Origin of the sequence: Geothermobacter hydrogeniphilus, assembly GCF_002093115.1 — a bacterium.
In the GTDB taxonomy this organism is placed as follows: Bacteria; Desulfobacterota; Desulfuromonadia; order Desulfuromonadales; family Geothermobacteraceae; genus Geothermobacter_A; species Geothermobacter_A hydrogeniphilus.
The window spans coordinates 1-23,276 of sequence record NZ_NAAD01000016.1 but is presented as its reverse complement, the minus strand read 5'-3'; the positions used below and the strand labels follow the sequence as shown (position 1 = coordinate 23,276).

The following is a 23,276-nucleotide window of genomic DNA, read 5'->3' as shown; positions in this document are numbered from 1 at the left end:
ATCAGGCCTTTAACCCGACAACCATTTTCTTCAGATGGCCTTGTCCCCGGGTCCGTACGGTAATACCGGGCATCCTGGTCAGCAACTGCTGCAGAATACGACATTGATCTCCGGGCAGAGATTCACTGATGGCGGTCCCACCCGATTCCCTGGCCTGCCGAACCAGTTTACGGGCGAGTCCCTGTAAGGCGGCAAGACGTCTCTGCCGGTAGCCATCGCAATCAACAACCAGTCGACCTCCGCCCGGCAGGACACGATCGAGAAGACCGTTAAGCACGATTTCCAGGCTGTCAATCGTCTGGCCGTGACGGCCGATAACAAGGGCACTCTGATCAGAGATGATATTGAGGGTCAGCGCCGGGGTTGAAATCTCGACCCGGGCATCTATTCCGATCAGCGACAGCAACTTCTCCAGAATCAACCGGCCGGCCTGAACGCGATTGATAACCCGTAATCGCACCACGGCATTTTTGCGACCGAACAGACCAAACAAACCCTGTCGCGGCGGTTGCAGAATATCCGCTTCCAGATCACCGCGGTTGCAGTTGAAATACTGCACCCCCCGATCAACGGCTTCGGGCAGACCGGTTGCCGACACCCGAAAATGAAGAAGTTCCTGAACCATGAACCTTTCAGGACGGTTTACGATGAATCATGTACTGTTGACCAATGGTCAACAGGTTATTGGTCAACCAGTAGACAACCAGGCCGGAAGGGAAATTCAGAAACAGGAAGGTAAAAACAACCGGCATCATCATGAACATTTTGGCCTGTTTCGGGTCCATGGTCGAAGGGGTCATTTTCTGCTGGATAAACATGGTCACCCCCATAATAACCGGAGTGATGTAATAGGGATCTTTGGCAGAGAGATCCTGCAACCAGAAAACAAAGGGCGCGTGCCGCAGGGCGATATCGACCATCAACACCCGGTAGAGGGCAAAGAAAACTGGAATCTGGATGACCATCGGCAGACAACCGCCGAGAGGATTGACTCTTTTATCCTTATAAAGAGCCATAATCTCTTTGTTCATCCGCTCCTTGTCGTTTTTGAATTTTTCCCTGATTTTGGCCATTTCAGGCTGAATCTTCTGCATTTCCTTCATCGACGTATAGCTTTTTTGAGTCAACGGCCAGAAGATGAGCTTGATGATGACGGTCAGCAGGATAATGGAAACCCCGTAATTACCAACGAAACCATAGAAGAATTTAAGCACATAACGCAAAGGTGACGCGATGACAGCAAAAAAACCAAGGTCAATGGCTTTATCGAATTGATGTCCGGCCTGCTTGAGTATTTCAAAATCACGGGGACCGAAATAGAAATTGACCCCTATCTGCGCGGTCGCCTGCGGAGCAATATTCAAGTATGTCGAGGAAAAGGTATTTTCAATCAATTCCCCCTCTTTGGAAACAGTGACCTTTTCAATCGCACTTCCCAGCGGGGCAGCGGCACTGATGAAATACTTGGTTTCAAATCCGGACCAGACCGGTTGACGATAACTCTTGATCTGTTCTGCCAGTTTTTTAACTTTATCGGTCTCAAGATCCTTACCGGTATAAGTGACCGGGCCAATAAAATCATAACGACTGGAATGAAGTTTCTCATCCCAGGGTTGAACCAGGCTTAATTGCAGCACACCACTTTTATTCCGGGTGGAAATATTTTTGACCTGGTAGTTCATATCAAACTGGTAACTATCACCATTGAAATGAAAAATTTTATCTACCTGCAGGCCATTGACTTTGTCAACATAACGAAAAACCAGATCAGCTGTTTGACCGGGTTTGAGGCTGATATTTTTTCCACCCGACAACAATTGAAAATCGGCATCCGCGGGAACCGAAAGTCCTTCACGTCCCGTGGTTTTAAGTGTCGCGGTGCGCAGGGGGCCGTTGGGATGTAAAACAACCGGCGCGGCATCGGCATCGGCTGAAACCCGGTACTGCTTCAATTCAACATGCTTGACACGGGCACCGGAAGAACTGATCTGCAATCGCAGATAATCATTTTCAACATTAACCAGCACTTCATTGGCAGGGGGTGCCAGATCCGCTGCCGGCATCGGAGCAGCCGCGGGCTGCTGCGTCACCTTCGTTTCAACGACTTTCGGAGCGGCATTCTGCTGCTGACCAACCTCTGGAGCAACGACCGGCGGGGAGGGCTTGAAAAAGAAAGTAAAACCAAGCCAGACAACCGCCATCAGAACGATGGCAATAAGAGTATTTTTATTTTCCATACTGCATTCTCCGGGAAATAAGTCGCGAATTCAGCGTAACGGATCGTAGCCACCGGGATGCCAGGGACCACACTTGACCAGGCGCCTGACACCGAGCCAGACTCCTTTAAAAGGACCATATCTATGGACGGCATCACGCATATAACAGGAACAACTGGGATAAAAACGACAGACGGGCGGCTTAAACGGCGAAACCACCTTTCGGTAAAAATCTATTATAAAAATAAAGATTTTGCCCAGCATGAATGATGGTCCGCAACGAAAACTCACTGTTTCAGGATAACCTGAAGTTGACAACAGAGATCTTCGAATTCGATCTCACCGGCGTTCCGTTTGGCAATAACCGAATAACTGCAGTTGGCAGCGAGCTGATGATAACGGGTACGAAAAAATTCACGTACCAACCGTTTGACCCGATTACGGACAACCGCATTACCCACCTTGCGACTGACCGTCAAGCCGAGCCTGCTGGGCCCGGGTCGTTGATGCTGTTCTATAAAAATAAGAAAATGGGACGTATGTACCTTGCGCCCCATTTTCTTACACTGCAGGAAATCCTGCCGATTTTTAAGTCGGTGTGCAGCGGGAAAAGTCTGCCCGCGCCGGCCCACCAGTGACTCCGTTATTTGCTCGGAATGGTCGCTGCAAGCGTCTTGCGACCCTTGGCCCGACGACGACGAATAACCGACTGGCCATTCTTGCTCTGCATCCGCTTACGGAAACCGTGAGTTCTCTTGCGACTGATACGACTCGGTTGATAAGTGCGTTTCATGGTCTTCTTTTCTCCTATATAGGTTTCAGCATTATCTGCTTTATGGCAAAGGGTACTTTTACCCCCATTGATGGAAGACTGTCAAGAATTTATCCCCATTCCGATAAAGAGACACAAAATCCCGATCCAGTCCGCCTTTCCACGGCCATCGATATTCAGCAACAAATTCTTCCCGAATAGCAGAAACTGCAGGCATAGAAAAAAAGAAAAACGGCTGTCGGACAACCTGAGATAAGGGAACCTTGGAAAAGCCGGCTGAGTCCATCAACAGGTGAAAATTTTCTTGCCAAACGATAACCTCTCTGCTAGCTTAAAGCTCGCTTTTCAGGTCTATTTTTTCTCCATGAAACAACCTATTTTCAGCTAGTTATTAATTATTTCCACAACTGTTCATAAGACTGTGGATAATTATTTTAATAGTCCGCCGGTTGCATCCCCTCCCGGAATCGGCAACACCCTGAATCGATTGATCAATGAACCCTCTATGGCAGGAAACTCTTGAGCAGCTGGAGAAGCATCTCACGCCCCAGCACTACAACACCTGGATCAAACCGATCCGCCTGGTGTCGATCGACAAGGACCTGGTTCGGCTTGAGGTTCCCAATCGCTTTATATACTCCTGGATCAGGGACAATTACGCCGATCTTATTCAGGAAACCATTTCGACCATCGGTGCCGTCTCCTACCAACTGCAGATTGATATAGCCCCCCTGCAGCAGAAAAAGGGAGAAACGGAACTGCCGGTTCAACAGCAGCCCGCAGAACCGGTCAGAGCCAAAACGGTGGGGAAAAATCCCGGCGTTTACAATCTCAACAAAAAATATACTTTCGACGAATTCGTCTCCGGTTCATCCAATCAGTTTGCCTACGCGGCCGCCCGTGCTGTCGCCACCAATCCGGCCACAACCTACAATCCGCTCTTCATCTACGGCGGAGTTGGACTCGGAAAAACACACCTTATCAATGCCATCGGCAACGCCATCCTGCAGAATAATCCGGAGATGCGGATCTGCTACTACACCTCGGAAAAATTCATGAATGAACTCATAAATTCGCTGCGTTATGCGAAAATGGATGAGTTTCGCAACAAATTTCGTTCCATGGATGTCCTGCTGATCGATGATGTTCAATTCATTGCCGGCAAGGAACGGACCCAGGAAGAGTTTTTCCACACCTTCAACTCCCTCTACGAAAGCCATAAGCAGATCGTTGTCACCTCTGATAAATTTCCGAAGGAAATACCAGGGCTTGAAGAACGGCTGCGATCACGCTTTGAATGGGGGTTGATCGCCGATATCCAGGCCCCGGATGTTGAAACCAAGCAGGCTATCCTTAAAATCAAGGCCGAGCAGAACGGTATCGATCTGCCGGAAAATGTAACTTTTTTTCTGGCCAACTCGATCAGCAGCAATGTCCGCGAACTCGAAGGTTACCTGATCCGTATCGGTGCCTATGCCAGTCTGACAGCCACACCGATCACCCTGGCCATGGCCAAGGAAGTACTTAAAAACATTCTGGTCGAAAAACGCCGCGAAATATCAATCGAAGAAATTCAGAAGACCGTCGCCGCTCATTACGGCATCAAGGTCAGCGATCTCAAATCATCCAAGAGGCTCAAGGCCCTGGTTTTACCGCGCCAGGTCGCGATGTATATCTCCCGCCAGCTGACTCCCTGTTCCTATCCGGAAATAGGCGATAAATTCGGCGGCAAGGACCACTCGACCATTATTCACGCAATCAAGAAGATCGAGGCTAAAATGGCTGAAGATATGCAGCTGAGTGCATCCGTGGGATCCATTCGTGCCGCTCTTGAATCCTGACCGGTAACAAGTTGTGCAGGGAGCGGGGGACAAATTGTGGATGACGGTCAAAAAGGACGTCCGTCCACAAAGGGAGCCATTCGCAGACGTTTTTCTCCACAGCCTTGAGCAGCAACTAACATCACGTTTTGATTGGATTTTTTGGAGCTTTAACAGTTTCAACAGGCTCTATGTATTACTACTGTCTTTAAGAAAGAAAAGATAATAAACAATAGTTACCTGTTGACAGGAGGAAAACATGCAATTCACCATCGAACGCGATATTTTTCTCAAGGCACTCGCCAGGGTCCAGGGGATTGTTGAAAAACGCAATACGATTCCGATTCTTTCCAATGTTCTGATCGAAGCAGGTGACGGCGAAATTGAGATCACGGCCACCGATCTCGAAGTCGGGATGCGGGCCAGCTATCGGGCCGACACTGCCAAATCCGGCAAGGTAACGGTTTCAGCCAAGAAACTGTTCGAGATCATCAAGGAACTGCCCGAGGGAGAGGTCACACTCAGTGCCAAGGAAAACTGCTGGATAGAAATCCGCTGTGGAAAGGCACTTTTCAATATCGTTGGCCTGGCGGCCGACGAATTTCCCTATTTTCCGGATGTGGAACAGGGCGATTTCATTTCATTGCCGAGTGGGGTCATCAGCGACCTGCTGGAGAAAACCGCTTTTTCCATTTCGACCGATGAGAGCAAGTACAATCTCAACGGCATTTTCTTTCAGAATATTGAACTTGAAGGTCGTCAACTTCTGCGTCTGGTGGCAACTGACGGCCATCGGCTGGCATTGATTCAGCGCGAATTGGAAGGAACGGAAAGCGAGGAATTGCGGAAAGGGGTTATTTTCCCCAAAAAGGGGATTTTCGAGTTGCGCAAGATAGCCGAAGAGGGCGACAGTGATATACGACTCGGTTTCATGGATAATAATGCCGTTATCCAGAAAGATCAGACAGTTGTTATCATGCGTCTGGTCGATGGTGAGTTTCCCGACTATACCCGGGTGATCCCTCAATCCCAGGATATGGTGGCGAAAATTCCCCGTGAAAAATTTTTCCATGCCCTGCGCCGTATGGCTATCCTTTCCAGTGAAAAATCTCGTGGAGTCAAAGTTCTGCTGCAGCCGGGCAGACTGGAGATATCATCCTCGAATCCCGAACTGGGTGATGCCCGGGAGGACCTGGAGATCGATTACGAGGGACAGGAAATAGCAATCGGTTTCAATTCCCGCTACATGCTCGATATTCTTCAGGTGCAGAAGGAAGACGAAGTCATTCTTCAGGTCAGGGACAATATGTCCCCGGGGATGATAACCCCGGTGGAGGATAAAGACTTTCTGGCCGTGGTCATGCCTATGCGGCTATGACCGGGCGATTTCTGCAATGCACCTCAGGGAACTGAAACTGCAGGGTTTTCGCAACCTGCAGGATTTGCTGGTCGAACCGTCGACCGGATTCAATGTTATCTGGGGAGACAATGCCCAAGGAAAAACCAACCTGCTGGAAGCGATCTATCTGCTCGGTCAGTTGAAGAGTTTTCGTTCCAATCGACGTGAAACTCTGATAAAAATCGGTCGGGATGAAGCCCGCCTGTCGGCGGGTATCTGTATGTCAGGGGTCTTTCATCGCTTTGAGTTGACCCTGACCCGCGAAGGACAAAGTGCCGGTATTGACGGCAAGCGCGTTGTCAACGCTGCTGAAATGCTCGGGCGGCTGAAAACCGTATTGTTCACCTCGGAGGAAATTTCCCTGGTCCGCGGCAATCCGGTAGGTCGCCGTTCACTGCTGGATCGAGCAGTTTTTCAAACCAACAGCGGATTTTTGCAGATTGCCAGAGATTTTCAACGGTGCCTTAAACAGCGCAACCGTTTATTGAAAATGGCAGTTGAAGACGCACATCTGCAGCCCTGGAGCCAGAGACTGGCGGAAAGCGGAGCCAGACTGAGACAGGCACGACAGGATTTTCTACAACGTTTAAGACCACGATTGCAGAACTGCTACCGAACCATATGTGGTGGAACTGAAGAGGTAGATCTCGGTTTTTCCGACCGGACAGGGCTGACAACAGATGCATTATTAGCCGAACTGCACCGAACCGCTGCCCGGGAACGACAATATCAGCAGACCCTGGCCGGGCCGCATCGTGATGATCTTCAGTTTCGCATCGATGGACGACCGCTGAAAAATTATGGTTCCCAGGGCCAGCAGCGATCTTTCCTGCTGGCCTTCAAAACGGCCCAGGTACTGGACCTCGAAGAGCAGATCGGACTGTCTCCAGTGCTGTTGCTCGACGATCTTAACAGCGAACTCGACGATTTTCGCCGGAACGCATTTTTTGATTTTCTGCTGGCTCATCGCGGGCAGGTGTTTTTAACCACAACCGATATCAGTTCCCTGCGGGAGCGCGATCTGAACCCGATCCGTTGTTTCAAAATAAAAGCGGGAAAGATTCAGACGGATCCCTCCATGGATTCATAACAAAATGAGGATGGTATGACAGAACAAGGGCATGAAGGTTACCAGGCCGACAGTATCCAGGTGCTGGAAGGACTGGAGGCCGTCCGTAAAAGGCCGGCCATGTATATCGGTTCGACCGCGGTCAACGGTCTGCATCACCTGGTCTATGAAGTTGTTGACAATTCCATCGACGAAGCTTTGGCCAACTATTGTGACGATATCGTCGTCACCCTGCATATCGATAACTCCTGCACCGTTGAAGACAATGGACGCGGTATTCCGGTCGACATGCATTCAGGCCAGAATAAATCGGCGGCCGAAGTGGTCATGACCGTGCTGCATGCCGGCGGCAAATTCGATGACAAAGGAGAGGGTGCCTACAAGGTTTCCGGCGGTCTGCACGGCGTCGGGGTCTCGGTGGTCAATGCCCTCTCTTCCCACCTGGAACTGGAAATCCGCCGTGACGGCTTTGTCTGGTCGCAGAGCTACGATCGCGGGGTACCGAATGGGCCGTTGACCAAGGGGAAGGAGACCAGGCTGCACGGCACCAAGGTGACGTTCTGGCCCGACGCGGAAATTTTCGAAACCACTGAATTTTCCTTTGAAATTCTCTCCCGGAGACTGCGTGAACTGGCGTTTCTCAACGCCGGAGTCAAGATCCGCATCATTGATGAACGAACGGATCCGGAAAAGGAGCATACCTTCCAGTATGAAGGCGGCATCGCCTCTTTTGTCGAATATCTCAACCGGGCCAAAAACTCCCTGCATCCCCATCCCATCTACATTCACGGGGAGAAGGACAACTGTGATGTCGAGATCGCCATCCAGTACAACGACGGCTATGATGAGAAAATTTTTTCCTTCACCAATAATATCAACACCCATGAAGGAGGCACCCATCTCTCCGGTTTCAAGGCGGCCTTGACGCGAACCCTCAATACCTACGCCACCGCCAACAATCTGCTGAAAAATCTCAAGACCACCATTTCCGGCGATGACCTTCGCGAGGGCATGGCGGCCGTCATTTCAGTCAAGATTCCCGATCCGCAGTTCGAAGGCCAGACCAAGACCAAGCTCGGCAATTCGGAAGTCAAGGGACATGTCGAGACCCTGATGAACGAGAAGTTGGCTGAGTTCCTGGAAGAAAACCCGGCGGTAGCCAAAAAAATTCTGGAGAAGGGGATCGAAGCGGCGCGGGCCCGTGAAGCGGCACGCAAAGCCCGCGATCTGACCCGTCGCAAGGGAGTTCTCGATTCTCTGGCGCTGCCGGGCAAACTGGCTGATTGCCAGGAAAAGGACCCGGCGCTGTGTGAAGTCTATCTGGTCGAGGGCGATTCCGCCGGCGGTTCGGCCAAGCAGGGGCGTGACCGCCGCTACCAGGCAATCCTGCCGCTGAAAGGCAAGATCCTCAATGTCGAGAAGGCGCGCTTCGACAAGATGCTGACCTCCCAGGAAATTCGCACCATGATCACCGCCATGGGAACCGGGATCGGCAAGGATGACTTTTCCATCGAAAAACTGCGCTATCATCGCATCATCATCATGACTGACGCCGATGTCGACGGTTCGCATATCCGCACTCTGCTGCTGACGTTCTTCTTCCGCCAGATGCCGGAAGTTGTGGAACGGGGCTATCTCTACATCGCCCAGCCGCCGCTCTACAAGGTCAAACGCGGCAAGAAGGAGATCTACCTGAAGGACGAACCGGCATTGCAGGAATACCTGCTCAACGAGGGAGTCGAAGGCATGAGTGTCGAACTTCCCGGTGATGGCAAGACCCTGCGCGGCAAGCAGATCGTGCCGACTTTGCGCAACATCATTGAATTCCGCGATCTCTTCAATCGCAAGGTCCATAAGGGGATCAATCCGGAACTGCTGCGGATTTTTGTCGAGGGCAAGATCCAGAACGGCTTCCGCGACATGGAGGATCTGACCCCGCTGGCGGAAAAACTGAAGGCGTTCGAACCGCGCGCCGAATATCTGGTGCTGAATGATCCGCCGCGGATTCTCTTTACTTTAGGGACCACCAGGGCGCGCGTCGATCGGAATGTCCTGGAACTGATCGCCACCCACGAATACAAACTGTTGCTGCAGGCCTATCGCCAGGTGGAAAATCTGATTCCGTCCGGTGAAGCGGTCATCAGTAGTGAAAAAGGGGAAGAGGCACGGGTGGAGAGCAGCGGCGAATTGCTCGACTATTTCCTTGCCCGGGCTCGCAAGGGGCAGTATATCCAGCGCTACAAGGGTCTCGGTGAGATGAATCCCGAACAGCTGTGGGAAACCACCATGGATCCGGAAAAACGGGTCCTGCTGCAGGTCAAGGTCGAAGATGCTGTTATGGCCGACGAGATTTTCACGGTGCTGATGGGGGATCAGGTTGAACCGCGCCGCGAGTTCATCGAAACCAACGCCCTGAATGTTTCGAACCTGGACATCTGAGGACGTTGATAAAAAAGATTAACGCTGAGGTGGAGAGAAATAAGAAGAGGCGCAGAGGACAGCCCGAAGGAAGATCCGGGCATCTCAACGGTCTCTTTTTCTCCGCGTCTCGGTTTTTCTGGTTTAAAAACTGAATAGCTAAAACTTTTCCGGAGGGAATTCGATGCTTTCCGATCAGAATCGGGTCACTGTCAATATTGAAGACGAAATGCGCAAGTCCTATATGGACTATGCCATGAGCGTCATTATCGGCCGGGCGCTGCCGGATGTACGCGACGGACTCAAACCGGTCCATCGCCGGGTGCTGTTCGCCATGAACGAACTCGGCAACGACTACAACAAGCCCTACAAGAAGTCGGCCCGCGTGGTTGGCGACGTCATCGGTAAATTTCATCCCCACGGTGATTCGGCGGTTTACGACACCATTGTCCGCCTGGCGCAGGATTTTTCCATGCGCTACCCGCTGGTCGACGGTCAGGGCAACTTCGGTTCCATCGACGGCGATTCCGCCGCCGCCATGCGTTACACCGAAATACGCATGAACCGTCTGGCTCACGAACTGCTGGCCGACATCGACAGGGAAACGGTCGATTTCGGGCCCAACTATGATGATTCACTGCAGGAACCGCTGGTACTGCCGTGCAAGTTTCCCAACCTGCTGGTCAATGGTTCGGAAGGGATCGCGGTCGGCATGGCCACCAAGATTCCGCCGCACAACCTCACTGAGGTGATCGACGGACTGATCGAGATCATCGACAATCCGAAAATCCATTTTGACGAATTGATCTCCCGAATCACCGGCCCCGATTTCCCGACCGGCGCATTCATTCTCGGCAGGGAAGGAATCCACGAAGCTTACCGTACTGGTCGCGGCATCGTGCAGATGCGTGCCCGGGCGCTGGTTGAAAAGGACCGCCGCACCGGCCGTGAGGCGATCATCGTCACCGAGATTCCCTACCAGGTCAACAAGGCGCGACTGATCGAGAAGATCGCCGACCTGGTCAAGGACAAGAAAATCGAGGGTATTTCCGACCTGCGCGACGAGTCGGATCGTGACGGCATGCGCATCGTCATCGAGCTGAAACGGGACACCATTCCCCAGGTGATTCTCAACCAGCTCTACAAGATGACGGCGATGCAGAGCAGTTTCGGCATCATCATGCTGGCCATCGTCAACGGTCAGCCGCGCGTCATGACCCTGCGCGAAATTCTCGACAAGTTCATTGAACATCGCAAGGAGATCGTCACCCGTCGTACCATCTTTGAACTGAAGAAGGCCGAGGCCCGGGCTCATATCCTCGAAGGTCTGAAGATCGCTCTTGACAACCTTGACGAGGTGATCGAACTGATCAAGACCTCAGCCAGTCCGGCGGTGGCCAAGGGGCGGTTGATTGAGCGCTTCGGCCTCTCCGCGATCCAGGCCCAGGCGATTCTCGATATGCGCCTGCATCGTCTGACCGGGCTGGAGCGGGACAAGATCATTGCCGAGTACGAGGAAATCATGGCCCTGATCAAGCGGCTCAAGGAAATCCTCGCTTCGGAAATTGAAATTCTCAAGATCATCAAGACTGAACTGGGCGAGATCAGGGAACGTTACGGTGATGAACGGCGAACCGAAATCATCGAGAAAACCGGTGACCTCTCCATCGAGGATCTGATTGTCGAAGAGGATATGGTGGTCACCGTCTCCCACGGCGGCTACATCAAGCGCAACGCCGTGTCCCTCTACCGCGCCCAGCGGCGCGGCGGCAAGGGCAAGACCGGAATGCGGCCCAAGGAAGAGGATTTTGTCGAGAACCTGTTCATCGCCTCGACCCATTCCTACATCCTGGTCTTCACTGACAAGGGCAAGGTCTACTGGCTCAAGGTCCACGAGATACCGCAGGGCGGCCGCGCTTCGCGCGGCAAGGCGATCGTCAACCTGCTGCAGGTTGAAAACGGTGAAAAGGTCTGCACCATTCTGCCGGTCAAGGATTTCGAAGAAGGCAAATTCATCGTCACCGCCACCGCCAACGGCATCATCAAGAAAACCGAATTGATGGCCTACTCCAATCCACGCGCTGGCGGTATTATCGCCCTGACCATCGACGAGGATGACGAACTGATCGAAGCCCGGCTGACCGACGGCAGCATGGATCTGATTCTCGCCAGTCGGCACGGCAAGTCGATCCGTTTTCCTGAAAGCGATGTGCGTTCCATGGGACGACCGGCACGCGGGGTGCGCGGCATGAACCTGGAAGCGAATGACCGGGTGATCGGCATGCAGGCGGTGACCGAGAATACCGTCATGGCCCTGGTCACGGTCACCGAGAACGGCTATGGCAAGCGCACCGATATCACCGAATACCGGGTGCAGAGTCGCGGCGGTAAGGGCATCATCACCATCAAGACCTCCGAGCGCAACGGTGAAGTGGTTGCCATCCGCCTGGTCGATGAACAAGCCGACCTGATGCTGATTACCGACCGCGGCAAGCTGTTGCGTACCCGGATTGCCGATATCCGCCAGATCGGTCGCAACACCCAGGGGGTACGACTGATGGTGCTTGAGAACGGAGAACGCATCGTGGCGGTGGCCAAGCTGGCCGAAAAGGATGAAGACGAAGTTGAAGATACGTCAGCTGAAGAACCGGCTGCTGAAGGAGGAACGCCGGCGGCGGACGAATAGCCCGCGCCGGCGACGACTGCGCCGGGCACTGTTGCTCGGCCTGCTGTTGTTGACTGCCCTCGCGGTATTCTGCTGGAATCAGCGGGATGCTATCAATCTCTACCGCTATCATCAGGCCGAGACCCTAGCGCGGCAGGGTGATTACGGCGCGGCGGTCAACGATCTTCAGCAACTGGCCGCCGCGGTTTCCGATTCACCGCTGGCGCCGCGTTCACTGCTTCTCGCCGGGCAGTTGCTGGAATTCAACCTCCGGCAGTATCAGCAGGCGCTGCTGGTCTACCTGCGCCTGGTGCGGGATTTTCCCCGGGCACAGCAGGCGGTTGCTGCCCAGCGCCGGGCAGCGGCGATCTACAAGCAGCGATTGCATGAATATTCCAGTGCCCTGACCCTGCTGCAGCGGCTGGTCGATGCCGGGGTCGACGACGCGGACCAGATCCGTTACCAGATCGCCGACTGTTATTTCCTGCTGGAAAACTATGAGCAGGCGCGCATCGAGTTCGAATCTCTGCTGAAATCCGACCCTGAAAGCGAGCTGCTGCCCGAAGTTCAGTACCGGGTTGGTATGACCTACCTGCTGGATGAACTGCCGGACAAGGCGGCCGCCGCCTTCGCCGAAGGCATACGGCGTTGGCCCGGCAACCGTTTTGCCCTTGAGTCCCGTTTTGCTCTTGCCGGCATCTATGAACAGCGGGACGAGTTGCGCAAGGCTTTGGCCGAGTTGAAGAAACTGCAGGGACATTATCCTGAAGCCAAGGTTCTGGAACATCGCATCAAGCAGGTCCGCCGGCGCATGGCGAAGAAAAAGAAAGCCATTTAGGGCCTTTTGCGGGGGGGCGTGATAAAATGATAATCGTGCGAACCGGGATGGAGAAAGACAGATGAAGATTGGAGTTCTCGGGGCCGGCAGCTGGGGAACGACCCTGGCCCATCTGCTGGCCGGGGTTGGCCACCAGGTCTGCCTCTGGGTGTATGAAAAAGATCTCGCCGAACGTCTGCCGGCACGTCGTGAAAATGACCTCTATCTGCCGGGAGTTCAGCTTGCCGAGACGCTCTCCTACAGCAATGATATCGGCACCGCGACCGCGGATGCCGAACTGCTGTTGCTGGTGCCGCCGAGCCAGGTGCTGCGCCGGGTGTTCACTGCCGCGCTGCCGTACCTGTCACCGCGGTCCCTGGTCGTCTCCGCGTCCAAGGGAATTGAAAATGACAGCCTGCAGCTGATGTCGGAGGTGCTGGAGGATGTCGCCGGTACGGAGATCCTCCAGCGCAGCGCTTTTCTCTCCGGTCCTTCCTTTGCCCGCGAGGTGGCTGCCGAAATGCCGACCGCGGTTGCCGTGGCGGCTCTCGACGACGCGGTCGCCGGGCAGGTCCAGGCGGCCTTCAGCAGTGACGCTTTCCGGGTTTATACCAACAACGATATCGTCGGGGTCGAACTCGGCGGGGCGTTGAAAAATGTGATTGCCCTGGCGGCCGGGGTGTCTGACGGCCTCGGCTTCGGTCATAATACCCGGGCGGCGCTGATCACCCGCGGACTGGCCGAAATAACCCGTATCGGACTGGCCAAGGGCGCGGTCCAGTCGACCTTTTCCGGTCTCGCCGGCATGGGCGACCTGGTCCTGACCTGTACCGGCGACCTGTCGCGCAACCGGACCGTCGGCATGGAACTCGGTCGCGGTCGCAGTCTGGATGACATTCTTTCCGGCATGCAGATGGTCGCCGAAGGGGTCAAAACCACCCTCTCGGCCCGCCAACTGGCGCAAAAGCTCGGTATTGACGCGCCGATTGTCGAACAGATGTACCAGATTCTCTACCAGGACAAATCGGCCCGCCAGGCGGTCATCGACCTGATGCAGAGAGATCTGAAAGCCGAATAGGTGGCCTGCGCAGGCCGAATTCCAGGAGGAGCACGATGAAAAAACTTGTTCTGCTGCTGATTATTTTGACTCTTGCCTCACCGGCGCTGGCCGGGACCCGGGTGCTGATGACGACCAGCCTCGGAACCATAACCCTCGATCTCGATGAAGCCAGGGCGCCGGAGACCGTGAAAAATTTTCTTGCCTATGCCGACGCGGGCTTCTACGACGGCACCATTTTTCACCGGGTCATCAAGGGATTCATGATCCAGGGCGGCGGTTTTGATACCGCCCTGAAGCGCAAGGCGACCCGGCCGCCGATCAGAAACGAGGCCGGCAACGGCCTGGAAAATGTTCGCGGAACCATCGCCATGGCCCGAACCAATGTGGTCGACTCGGCCACCAGCCAGTTTTTCATCAATCTGGTGGATAATGATTTTCTCAATCATCGCGGCAATGACGCGCGCGGTTTCGGCTACGCGGTTTTCGGCAAGGTGGTGGACGGAATGGATATCGTTGACCGCATTGCCCGGGTGCCGACCGAACAACGCGGGGGGCCGTTCGCCAATCTGCCGCGGCAGCAGGTGGTGATCAAAAGTATCCGCCGCGCCGAATGATGATGCCCTGAATCGGTGAGTCCCATCCAACAGGAACTCACCGATTCAGGGATGCCCCTTCGCCGGCAGGGAGTCCTGAATCGTGCATGCCATCCGCATCATGACATACCAGGTCAATGGCTGTTGCGGGAGTGACGGCAGCATGGATTCATGTCGCATTCTCGAAGTGATCGCCGATGCCGCGCCCGATATCGTCGCCTTGCAGGGGATCAATACTGATGGCCCCGGCAACCCGTTGCAGACCCTCGGCAAGCGGCTGGGAATGTCCTGTTTCAGTCAGCAGGGGGAAAATGCAAATGCCTTTCTTTCCTACTATCCCTTAAGTGGAGTGCGAGAATTTGATCTCGGCGGGGATGGCCGCTGCCTGCGTGCCGACCTTGAGCTGCACGGCCGGCGTCTCCACCTGTTCAATGTCTGTTTGACCCTGCAGCCCCGGATCCGTCAGCAGCAGGTCGCGAGCCTGCTCGGGCCCGACCTGTTGGGCAGCCGCGAACTGGTCTGTCCGACTCTGGTGCTGGGGGACTTCGCCGATTGCGGCTGGGGGCCGGGCAATCTCAACCTGGCAATGCTGCTGCGCAAAGCTCGGCGCCCCCTGTGGCGCGGTACCTATCCGGCCCGGTTGCCGTTGTTCGGCCGCGACCGCGCTTACCTGCGGGGAGAATTACGCATCCTGGAATCCTCGATTCCCTACTTCGGGGTGGCCCGTCATGCCTCAAACCATCTGCCGCTGATTCTGACGGTGCAGATCAGTGATCCGCGTCGTTACCTGAGGGCCGATGAGAGATCTTCGCGGCGGATGGAGGTTATTGTTCCGGGTTGACCGCTGTTTCAACCGGCTGTGGATAATTCTGTGAAAAACGTTGATAAACAGTTGTTGCCGGGGATTTCAGTCTCGCCGGAAGGGAAGGTATGAGAACCCTGACCGGGCGTGATGCCGCGATTGTTCTGCTCGAACGTCTGGAGCAGGTGTATCCGGAAGCGGAGTGCGCGCTGAATTATCGCAACCCGTGGCAGCTGCTGGTTGCCACCATGTTGTCGGCGCAGTGTACTGATGTGCGTGTCAACCTGGTGACACCGTCGCTGTTTGAACGTTTCCCCTCCCCGGAGGCCATGGCGGATGCCGACCTGGTCGAAGTGGAAGCGCTGATCCGTTCCACCGGGTTCTTTCGCAACAAGGCGAAAAACCTGATCAGCTGCGCCGCCATTCTGAGTACCGAACATGACGGAGAGGTGCCGGCCGACCTTGAACAACTGGTTGCCCTGCCGGGGGTCGGCCGCAAGACCGCCAACGTGGTCCTCGGCAACGCCTTCGGTATCCCCGGCATGGTGGTTGATACCCATGTCAAACGTCTGGCCGGGCGCTTCGGTTGGACGCGGGCCGAAGACCCGGTTAAAATTGAAAAGGACTTGCAGCAGTTGCTGCCGGAGGAGCGCTGGACGCGGACCGGCCATACCCTGATAGCCCACGGTCGGGCCCTGTGCAAGGCGCCGACGCCGGTCTGCAGCGCCTGTCCGATCGCGGATGGCTGCCCGCGACGGGGAGTTACGTGCAGCAAATAAGAAGGAGCAGGTCGTGCCGCGTCGGGTTCACTTTCCGACATTCATTCTGCTGTTGTTTCTGATGATGGGCTGTGATTCACAGCAGCAAACCATTCTCATCGGCGGCGGTCCGTCCGGCGGCACCTTCCAGGGTTATGCCGAAGCGCTGCAGGAGGTGACCTCGACCGTTGCGCCGAAGCGGCAGTGGCGGGTTGAATCCTCGGCCGGATCGATCGGCAACCTCGAAGATCTCGATGCCGGCCGCCTTGATCTCGCCATGGTCTACGCCGGCGACGCCTGGCTCGGTCGCCGGGGACAACTGCCGGACGAGGCGTCGTCGTTCGAGAATGTTCGCGCCCTCGGTCGCCTTTACGGTGCCGCGGCACAACTGGTGGTCGCCGAGTCAAGCGCCATAAGCCAGCTCAGTGACCTGATCGGCAAACGGGTCGCCATCGGCAACCCCGGTTCCGGAACAGCGCTGGCCGCGCGGCGTTTCTTCTCCAGTGTCGGCCTGTGGCAGCGGATCGTACCGATTCATGTCGGTTTCAGCATGGGGCTCGGCGAGTTGGAGCGGGGCAGCGTCGAGGCGGTCTGGCTGGTGGTCGGCTATCCCAACCGGGCCCTGGTCACTGCGGCGGAAAACCGGCCGCTGCGTTTCATCGATCTCTTTTCCGAGGCCCGCGAAAGCGGTTTTTTCCGCCAGTTTCCTTTCTATACCGAAAAGATCATCCCCCCGGCAACCTATCCCGGGCAGGTGCGGCGCGTCTGGACTTTTGAGGATTCGGCGCTGCTCGCGGCCCGGGCCGATCTTGATGCTGACCTGGTCTACCGGCTGCTGCAGAGGCTCTATGCCGATGCCGGGATGGAGGCGATGGCGGAACGGCATCCGATCGGCAGGCAGCTTGACCGCCGGCTCGGTCTGAACGGCATCCGCATCCCTCTCCATCCCGGCGCCGAGCGTTTCTGGCGCGGACAGGGGATGCTCTGAACGAGCAGGCTGATGAAAAACGCCCATCTGCGGCGTTGTCTTTCCCCCGCGTGGACGCCTTGCATCCGAACATTGTTGCTCAGCCCGGGGAACCTGAGGTTCAGTTCTCTTCCAGGTCGAGTTTGAAGAAGTCGCGCGCCTTGGGACGGTCTTCATCCAGGGCGTAGCGGGTGGGAGCGGTGCCGGGGGCGAAGGCCTCGATGATGGCGTCCGGAGTGTCTTCCGGAACCAGCAGCCCGGTTTTCGGATCGATGGGACGGAATTCGATGCTGTCCGGAACATTGAACTGACGGACGCGAAAATTTCGCGTCGCCTTTTTCATGAAGGCGACCCAGGCCGGGGCGGCGGCCCGCGAACCGGTTTCCTGTCTGCCGAGGGAGCGTTCCTGGTCGTAGCCGGTCCAGGTGACGGCGACCAGCTGCGGGATGAAACCGATGAACCAGGCGTCCTTGAGGTCGTTGGTGGTGCCGGTTTTCCCGGCCACCGGCCGGCCCAGCGCCTTGGCCCGCCAGCCGGTGCCGTGCTGGACGACGCTTTCGAGCAGGTTGGTGATCAGGTAGGCGGTTTCAGGGGAGATGACCCGTTCCCGGCGCTGCTGCAGCAGGCGTTGTCCGGGGCCGGCACCGTCGGGGAAGTCAGCCGGATCGACCGAGGCGATGACCTTGCCGTCGCGGTCAAGGATACGGGTGATATAGGCCGGGCTGACCTTGATGCCGCCATTGGCGAACACCGCGTAGACCTTGGCCATCTCAATCGGGGTGACCGCCGAGGAGCCGAGTCCCAGGGTCAGGTCGCGGGTCAGCGGCGAGACGATACCGAGGCGGCGGGCGTAGTTGGCGGCGTAATTGACCCCGATGTCCTCAAGGATCTTGATGGTGATGATATTGCGTGAGTGGGTCAGACCGGTGCGCAGCGAGGTCGGCCCGTAGAATTTCTTGCCGTAGTTGCGTGGTTTCCATTCGGTCTCTTCCCCGGAATCGCGGGTTTCCTTGTAGATGATCGGCGTGTCGAGGATCACCGTCGCCGGGGTATAGCCCTTGTCGAGCGCCGCGGCGTAGATCAGGGGCTTCATCGCCGACCCGGGCAGCCGTCGGGCCTGGGTGACGCGGTTGAACTGGCTGTCGGCGAAATTGAAACCACCGACCATCGCCTTGACCTGGCCGCTCTGCGGGTCGAGGGCGACCAGCGCCCCCTGGGCTTCCGGGGTCTGTTCCAGGCTCAGTTCCAGTGACCCGTCAGGGCGGACCCTGGTGACCCGCAGCTCCAGAACCGAACCGATCGGCACCAGGATCTGATCCGATTCCGGATCCTCCGGGGTTTTCAGGTAATCTTCACGGGAGAGGAAGCGAAGGTTGCCCGCCCACTTGAAAGAATCGCGGGGAAGCAGCCCGCGGCGGTCACCGACCGCGACCTGCAGTACCCTGGAATCGAAACCAGTGAGGATGCCGCGCAGGTAGTCTCCGGCAACCGGCGGCCGGCGCCGGAGGCGGCGGGTCTGTTCAGCGAGAAAGGTGACGGTGTCGGCTTCACTGAGAATTTTCTGCGGGCCGCGGTATCCCTGGCGCTTGTCGTAGTTGCGCAGGTTGTTCCGTACCGCCTGCTGCGCGGCACGCTGCATTTCCAGGTTGAGGGAGGTGTGGACTTCGAGCCCCTGGGTCAGCACGGTTTCGGCACCATAGGTCTCGACCAGGTCACGGCGAACCTGCTCGGTGAAGTAGGCCGCTTCGGCGACGTGCTGGTTGACGCGGGGGTGGATGACGATCTGTTCGGCTTCGGCCTGCTCGGCCTCGGCTTCAGTGATGTAGCCGTCCTCGACCATGCGTTTGAGAACGTAGCGCTGGCGGTCCTTGGCGCGCTGGAAGTGGCGGTAGGGGGAATAGCGGCTCGGTGCCTGCGGCAGGCCGGCGAGAATCGCCGACTCGGCGAGAGTCAGGTCTTCGACATTTTTGGCAAAATAATTCTCCGCCGCCGCCTGGATGCCATGAGCGCCGTGACCGAGGTAGATCTGGTTGAGATAGAGGTAGAGAATCTCTTCCTTGGAGAGTTTCTGCTCCATGCGCCAGGCGAGAATCGCTTCCTTGAACTTGCGTTCGAATTTCTTTTCCGGGGTCAGCAGCAGTGATTTTGCGACCTGCTGGGTGATGGTGCTGCCGCCCTGGACAATGCCGCCGGCCTGGATATTCTTCAGCGCGGCGCGGAAGATGGAGACCAGGTCGATACCGCGATGTTGGAAAAATTTCGAATCTTCGGCGGCGACGAAGGCGTGGATAAGCTGCCGCGGGATACGTTCCACCGGCACCAGGATGCGCCGTTCCTTGTAGATCTCGGCGATCACCGTGCCGTCGTCGCTGAGGATGCGGGTGATGATCGGCGGCCGGTAGTCGGCCAGGGTGTCGACTTTCGGCAGGGAGCCGGCGACCAGCAGGTAGGCGGTGACAATGCCGGCCGTCCCGAGCAGGGTTGCGGCGAGAGCCAGCCAGAGGAGTTTGCGAAACAGGGAACGTATCATGGTTTTGATGGTCCGGGTGCCAACCTGAATCAGTGACTCAGGTCAAGGTCGCAGCGAACCGGCAGATCGATCTTCACTGCCGGTCTCCCCTCCTTTGAAAATTCCAACGGCAAACCCGTAACTTATAGCATGCACCAGGCGTTTCCGGCAACCATTTTGCGGTTGCCCGCCAGAGGCTCTGTGCTATATTCAAAGCGGTCGCAGGCAAGTTTTTCGGGGATGACCGGGGTTGAACCAATCAAAGGAATAAGCGTATGCAGCGAAAATTCCGTCACGCCAAGATTGTCGCCACGCTCGGGCCGGCAAGTTCGACCGAAGAACGGCTCGATGCTTTGCTGGATGCCGGAGCCGACCTCTTCCGGCTGAACTTTTCTCATGGCACCCGGGATGAAAAACGGGAACTGATCGCCCGCATCAGGGACCTGTCGCGACGACGACAGCGGGCGGTGGCTATCCTCGGTGATCTGCAGGGGCCGAAAATCCGTGTCGGGAAGCTTGAACAGGGGATGCTGAAGCTGATCGCCGGTGAGCAGGTGTGGATCACCACCGAGAACCTGGTCGGCAAGGACCACCTGATTCCCTCCGGTTACGCCGGCCTGCCGAACGATGTCAGGCCCGGCGACCGGATTCTGCTCGATGACGGGCTGCTGGAGCTGGAGGTGACCGAGGTTGATCCTCCCCTGGTCGGTTGCCGGGTGATCGTCGGCGGCATTCTCAAGGATCACAAAGGGATCAACCTTCCCGGGGTGGCGGTCTCAGCGCCGGCAATGACCGAAAAAGACTGGACGGATCTCGACTTCTGCATTGAACAGCAGGTCGATTACGTGGCACTCTCCTTTGTCCGCAGCCCGGATGAAGTGGAAAATTTGAAGCAGCATCTGCTGGAGAAGGAAAGTCCGATTCAGGTGATCGCCAAGATTGAAAAGCCGGAGGCGGTGGAGGTCTTTGACGCCATCCTTGAGGTCAGCGACGGCATCATGGTCGCGCGCGGTGATCTCGGCGTCGAGATTCATCCGGAAAAGGTGCCGTTGATCCAGAAGCGGATTATCCGCCAGTGCAACCACGCCGGAAAGCCGGTCATCACCGCCACCCAGATGCTGGAAAGCATGATCAACAATCCCCGGCCGACCCGGGCCGAAACCTCGGATGTCGCCAATGCCATCCTCGACGGCAGTGACGCGGTGATGCTCTCGGCGGAGACCGCCAGCGGCCGTTATCCGGTGGAGGCGGTGCAACTGATGGAGCGGGTCGCGCTCGATGTCGAAGCGGACCCGGCCCTGCGCGAGCAGGTCTTCTCTCCGCTTGCCGAGGTTGACGGGTGGCGTTCCCTGCCCGAGGCGATTTCCCAGGCCGCCTGCCGGGTGGCGGAAAACCTCGGTGCGGCGGCGATTCTGGCTTTTACCCAGACCGGCAAGACCGCGGCGCTGGTGGCCAAGTATCGCCCCCGGGTGCCGATCTACGCGGTGACTCCGTCCGAGACGGTGCGGCGCCGGCTGGCCCTTTACCACGGGGTACGCTCACTGCGGGTCAAAATCGAGGGTGATACCGAAGCGCAGATCGAAGCCGTCGCCAAAACCGTTCTTGAGGCTGGCATCCTGCAGCGCGGCGAGGTGGTGGTGATCACCATGGGCAGCCCGGTTTCCGCCCCCGGCACCACCAACCTGCTCAAGGTCCACCGGTTGGGGACCGGAGATTATTACGAGGTTCATTAACGTCGGGTGTCAGGCGCAGGGCGACGTGACGATTTCAGCCTTCAGCCCTTAGCCCTTAGCCTTTGACCGATTTCAGGGTTTATTAATGAAGAAAAAAGCAGTTGTTCTCTACAGCGGCGGTCTCGATTCGACCACATGTCTGGCGATCGCCCGCGATCAGGGTTTCGCGCCCTATGCCCTCAGCTTTGCCTATGGTCAGCGCCATACCGTCGAGCTGGAAAAGGCGAAAACTTATGCTCCGCAGATCGGCGCCGTCGCCCATCGGGTAGCCGATATCGACCTGCGCGCCTTCGGCGGCAGCGCCCTGACCGCCGATATCGAGGTGCCCAAGGATCGTCCCCTCGACGAGGAAATCCCGGTGACCTACGTGCCGGCGCGCAACACGATTTTTCTCTCCTTCGCCCTCGGCTGGGCCGAGGTTCTCGGGGCCTTCGATATCTTCATCGGCGTCAACGCCCTCGACTACTCAGGTTATCCCGACTGTCGTCCCGAGTATATCGCCGCCTGGCAGAAGCTGGCCAACCTGGCGACCGCGGCCGCGGTCGAGGGAAAGGGCGAATACCGGATTCACAGCCCGCTGCTGGAACTCACCAAGGCCGACATCATCCGCCGCGGACTGGATCTCGGTGTTGACTACAGCCTGACCCATTCCTGCTACGACCCGACCCCGGAGGGGCTGGCCTGTGGTCGCTGTGATTCCTGTCGGCTGCGTCTCAAGGGTTTTGCCGAAGTCGGGTTGCAGGACCCGGTTGCCTACGCCTGAGCCGGAACGGAGTTTTCCATGTCCATGCCCGATCTGCAGAAATCGCGCGACACGCGCAACATCTCCATTGACAAGGTGGGGGTGAAGGACATCCGCTACCCGATTGTGCTGCTCGACAAGTACAGGGAGCAGCAGCACACCGTGGCCCGGATCAACATGTACGTCGATCTGCCCGAACAGTTCAAGGGCACCCATATGAGCCGTTTCATCGAGATTCTCAACCGCTACCACGGCGAGATCAGTGTCGACAATCTGGAGGAGATTCTCGGCGAGATGCAGCAGCGGCTGGATGCCGGCCGGGCGCATCTCGAACTCAGTTTTCCCTACTTCATCGAAAAACGCGCCCCGGTTTCCGGCGCCCGCGGACTGATGGAATACCAGTGCCGCATGATCGGTACCCTGAGCGACCATTTTGATTTCGTCATCGAGGCCGAGGTGCCGGTGACTTCGCTCTGCCCCTGTTCCCGAGAGATCAGCGAGGTTGGAGCGCACAATCAGCGCAGCCTGGTGCGGGTCCAGATCCGTTACCGGGAGCATGTCTGGCTCGAAGATCTGATCGCTACCGTTGAAGGCTGCGCCAGTGCGCCGGTTTATTCACTGCTCAAGCGCGAGGATGAAAAGGCGGTCACCGAGCAGGCCTATCACAATCCGATGTTTGTCGAAGACATGGTTCGCGAAGTGACCAGGAAACTTAAGGAAAACAGTGAGATAAGCTGGTTTCGCGTGGAATGTGAAAATTTCGAATCCATTCACAACCATTCGGCCTACGCCCAGATCGAGATGACAACCGGGGACTAGTACCCTGTAACTCATAGGTTTTCGTCATATTGCGCCGGGATTTTCCGTGTCAACAAGGCGCACTTTCCGCTGCATAGCCGTAGCTATGAAGCGGTGAAGCGCAACGCAGCTGACGCG

20 protein-coding genes are annotated in these 23,276 nt (G+C 56.6%); 14 read left to right on the top strand and 6 right to left on the bottom strand.

What is annotated here, in order from left to right:
- Nucleotide 1: 1 nt before the first annotated feature.
- The 5 genes from B5V00_RS12405 to rpmH all read right to left on the bottom strand — a co-directional run bounded on the left by B5V00_RS12405 (nt 2) and on the right by rpmH (nt 3,009).
- Nucleotides 2-625, bottom strand: coding sequence for a Jag family protein (locus tag B5V00_RS12405; protein ID WP_085011126.1), 624 nt, complete (start codon nt 623-625; stop codon nt 2-4).
- Nucleotides 626-632: 7 nt separating this feature from the next.
- On the bottom strand, nt 633-2,237 hold the full coding sequence (yidC, locus tag B5V00_RS12400; RefSeq protein WP_085011125.1) for a membrane protein insertase YidC: 1,605 nt from the start codon (nt 2,235-2,237) through the stop codon (nt 633-635).
- A gap of 30 nt (nt 2,238-2,267) precedes the next feature.
- Nucleotides 2,268-2,480 carry a membrane protein insertion efficiency factor YidD gene (yidD, locus tag B5V00_RS12395; RefSeq protein WP_085011124.1) on the bottom strand — a complete coding sequence of 71 codons (213 nt, stop codon included), beginning with the start codon at nt 2,478-2,480 and terminating at the stop codon, nt 2,268-2,270.
- Between the two features lie 23 nt (nt 2,481-2,503).
- Complete coding sequence (gene rnpA / locus B5V00_RS17645; protein WP_425432587.1) at nt 2,504-2,773, bottom strand: ribonuclease P protein component; 270 nt, start codon at nt 2,771-2,773, stop codon at nt 2,504-2,506.
- 86 nt (nt 2,774-2,859) lie between these two features.
- On the bottom strand, nt 2,860-3,009 hold the full coding sequence (rpmH, locus tag B5V00_RS12385) for a 50S ribosomal protein L34 (protein ID WP_085011122.1): 150 nt from the start codon (nt 3,007-3,009) through the stop codon (nt 2,860-2,862).
- Between the two features lie 473 nt (nt 3,010-3,482).
- Between rpmH and dnaA the strand changes: the two genes are divergently transcribed.
- The 11 genes from dnaA to B5V00_RS12330 all read left to right on the top strand — a co-directional run bounded on the left by dnaA (nt 3,483) and on the right by B5V00_RS12330 (nt 17,377).
- Nucleotides 3,483-4,829, top strand: a complete 1,347-nt coding sequence (gene dnaA / locus B5V00_RS12380) for a chromosomal replication initiator protein DnaA (protein WP_085011121.1) — start codon at nt 3,483-3,485, stop codon at nt 4,827-4,829.
- A 238-nt stretch (nt 4,830-5,067) separates the two neighbouring features.
- Nucleotides 5,068-6,186 (top strand): DNA polymerase III subunit beta, encoded by a 1,119-nt coding sequence (dnaN, locus tag B5V00_RS12375; protein ID WP_085011120.1) that lies wholly within the window; start codon nt 5,068-5,070, stop codon nt 6,184-6,186.
- Nucleotides 6,187-6,202: 16 nt separating this feature from the next.
- Nucleotides 6,203-7,297, top strand: a complete 1,095-nt coding sequence (gene recF / locus B5V00_RS12370; protein ID WP_085011119.1) for a DNA replication/repair protein RecF — start codon at nt 6,203-6,205, stop codon at nt 7,295-7,297.
- Nucleotides 7,298-7,312: 15 nt separating this feature from the next.
- Nucleotides 7,313-9,715, top strand: a complete 2,403-nt coding sequence (gyrB, locus tag B5V00_RS12365) for a DNA topoisomerase (ATP-hydrolyzing) subunit B (RefSeq protein ID WP_085011118.1) — start codon at nt 7,313-7,315, stop codon at nt 9,713-9,715.
- A gap of 163 nt (nt 9,716-9,878) precedes the next feature.
- Nucleotides 9,879-12,380, top strand: coding sequence for a DNA gyrase subunit A (gene gyrA, locus B5V00_RS12360; RefSeq protein WP_085011117.1), 2,502 nt, complete (start codon nt 9,879-9,881; stop codon nt 12,378-12,380).
- Nucleotides 12,319-13,197 carry a tetratricopeptide repeat protein gene (locus tag B5V00_RS12355; RefSeq protein ID WP_172399739.1) on the top strand — a complete coding sequence of 293 codons (879 nt, stop codon included), beginning with the start codon at nt 12,319-12,321 and terminating at the stop codon, nt 13,195-13,197. The genes gyrA and B5V00_RS12355 overlap by 62 nt, the downstream gene beginning before the upstream one ends.
- A gap of 61 nt (nt 13,198-13,258) precedes the next feature.
- Entirely contained in the window at nt 13,259-14,254 is a 996-nt protein-coding gene (locus tag B5V00_RS12350) for an NAD(P)H-dependent glycerol-3-phosphate dehydrogenase (RefSeq protein ID WP_085011115.1), read from the top strand.
- Between the two features lie 35 nt (nt 14,255-14,289).
- The gene (locus B5V00_RS12345) at nt 14,290-14,850 is read left to right on the top strand and encodes a peptidylprolyl isomerase (RefSeq protein WP_085011114.1); all 561 of its coding nucleotides are present in this window, start codon (nt 14,290-14,292) and stop codon (nt 14,848-14,850) included.
- Between the two features lie 142 nt (nt 14,851-14,992).
- Entirely contained in the window at nt 14,993-15,670 is a 678-nt protein-coding gene (locus tag B5V00_RS12340; protein WP_139800764.1) for an endonuclease/exonuclease/phosphatase family protein, read from the top strand.
- A gap of 89 nt (nt 15,671-15,759) precedes the next feature.
- Nucleotides 15,760-16,410, top strand: a complete 651-nt coding sequence (gene nth, locus B5V00_RS12335) for an endonuclease III (RefSeq protein WP_085011112.1) — start codon at nt 15,760-15,762, stop codon at nt 16,408-16,410.
- 13 nt (nt 16,411-16,423) lie between these two features.
- Entirely contained in the window at nt 16,424-17,377 is a 954-nt protein-coding gene (locus B5V00_RS12330) for a TAXI family TRAP transporter solute-binding subunit (protein ID WP_172399738.1), read from the top strand.
- 100 nt (nt 17,378-17,477) lie between these two features.
- Here the strand turns inward: B5V00_RS12330 and B5V00_RS12325 are convergent, their stop codons facing one another.
- Nucleotides 17,478-19,886, bottom strand: a complete 2,409-nt coding sequence (locus B5V00_RS12325; RefSeq protein WP_085011110.1) for a penicillin-binding protein 1A — start codon at nt 19,884-19,886, stop codon at nt 17,478-17,480.
- Nucleotides 19,887-20,140: 254 nt separating this feature from the next.
- Between B5V00_RS12325 and pyk the strand changes: the two genes are divergently transcribed.
- From pyk to folE2, 3 genes are all read left to right on the top strand, one after another.
- Nucleotides 20,141-21,598 (top strand): pyruvate kinase, encoded by a 1,458-nt coding sequence (gene pyk / locus B5V00_RS12320; RefSeq protein WP_085011109.1) that lies wholly within the window; start codon nt 20,141-20,143, stop codon nt 21,596-21,598.
- 85 nt (nt 21,599-21,683) lie between these two features.
- Nucleotides 21,684-22,361, top strand: a complete 678-nt coding sequence (gene queC / locus B5V00_RS12315; RefSeq protein ID WP_085011108.1) for a 7-cyano-7-deazaguanine synthase QueC — start codon at nt 21,684-21,686, stop codon at nt 22,359-22,361.
- Nucleotides 22,362-22,385: 24 nt separating this feature from the next.
- Nucleotides 22,386-23,159, top strand: a complete 774-nt coding sequence (gene folE2, locus B5V00_RS12310) for a GTP cyclohydrolase FolE2 (protein ID WP_085011188.1) — start codon at nt 22,386-22,388, stop codon at nt 23,157-23,159.
- Nucleotides 23,160-23,276 lie beyond the last annotated feature (117 nt).

Coding starts and splice junctions, on each gene's coding strand:
- B5V00_RS12350 (WP_085011115.1), top strand. CDS start 13,259: ATGAAGATTGGAGTTCTCGGGGCCGGCAGCTGGGGAACGACCCTGGCC.
- yidD (WP_085011124.1), bottom strand. CDS start 2,480: ATGCTGGGCAAAATCTTTATTTTTATAATAGATTTTTACCGAAAGGTG.
- folE2 (WP_085011188.1), top strand. CDS start 22,386: ATGCCCGATCTGCAGAAATCGCGCGACACGCGCAACATCTCCATTGAC.
- nth (WP_085011112.1), top strand. CDS start 15,760: ATGAGAACCCTGACCGGGCGTGATGCCGCGATTGTTCTGCTCGAACGT.
- dnaA (WP_085011121.1), top strand. CDS start 3,483: ATGAACCCTCTATGGCAGGAAACTCTTGAGCAGCTGGAGAAGCATCTC.
- pyk (WP_085011109.1), top strand. CDS start 20,141: ATGCAGCGAAAATTCCGTCACGCCAAGATTGTCGCCACGCTCGGGCCG.
- rpmH (WP_085011122.1), bottom strand. CDS start 3,009: ATGAAACGCACTTATCAACCGAGTCGTATCAGTCGCAAGAGAACTCAC.
- gyrB (WP_085011118.1), top strand. CDS start 7,313: ATGACAGAACAAGGGCATGAAGGTTACCAGGCCGACAGTATCCAGGTG.
- B5V00_RS12325 (WP_085011110.1), bottom strand. CDS start 19,886: ATGATACGTTCCCTGTTTCGCAAACTCCTCTGGCTGGCTCTCGCCGCA.
- gyrA (WP_085011117.1), top strand. CDS start 9,879: ATGCTTTCCGATCAGAATCGGGTCACTGTCAATATTGAAGACGAAATG.
- B5V00_RS12345 (WP_085011114.1), top strand. CDS start 14,290: ATGAAAAAACTTGTTCTGCTGCTGATTATTTTGACTCTTGCCTCACCG.
- recF (WP_085011119.1), top strand. CDS start 6,203: ATGCACCTCAGGGAACTGAAACTGCAGGGTTTTCGCAACCTGCAGGAT.
- rnpA (WP_425432587.1), bottom strand. CDS start 2,773: ATGGGGCGCAAGGTACATACGTCCCATTTTCTTATTTTTATAGAACAG.
- B5V00_RS12340 (WP_139800764.1), top strand. CDS start 14,993: ATGGATTCATGTCGCATTCTCGAAGTGATCGCCGATGCCGCGCCCGAT.
- dnaN (WP_085011120.1), top strand. CDS start 5,068: ATGCAATTCACCATCGAACGCGATATTTTTCTCAAGGCACTCGCCAGG.
- B5V00_RS12405 (WP_085011126.1), bottom strand. CDS start 625: ATGGTTCAGGAACTTCTTCATTTTCGGGTGTCGGCAACCGGTCTGCCC.
- queC (WP_085011108.1), top strand. CDS start 21,684: ATGAAGAAAAAAGCAGTTGTTCTCTACAGCGGCGGTCTCGATTCGACC.
- yidC (WP_085011125.1), bottom strand. CDS start 2,237: ATGGAAAATAAAAATACTCTTATTGCCATCGTTCTGATGGCGGTTGTC.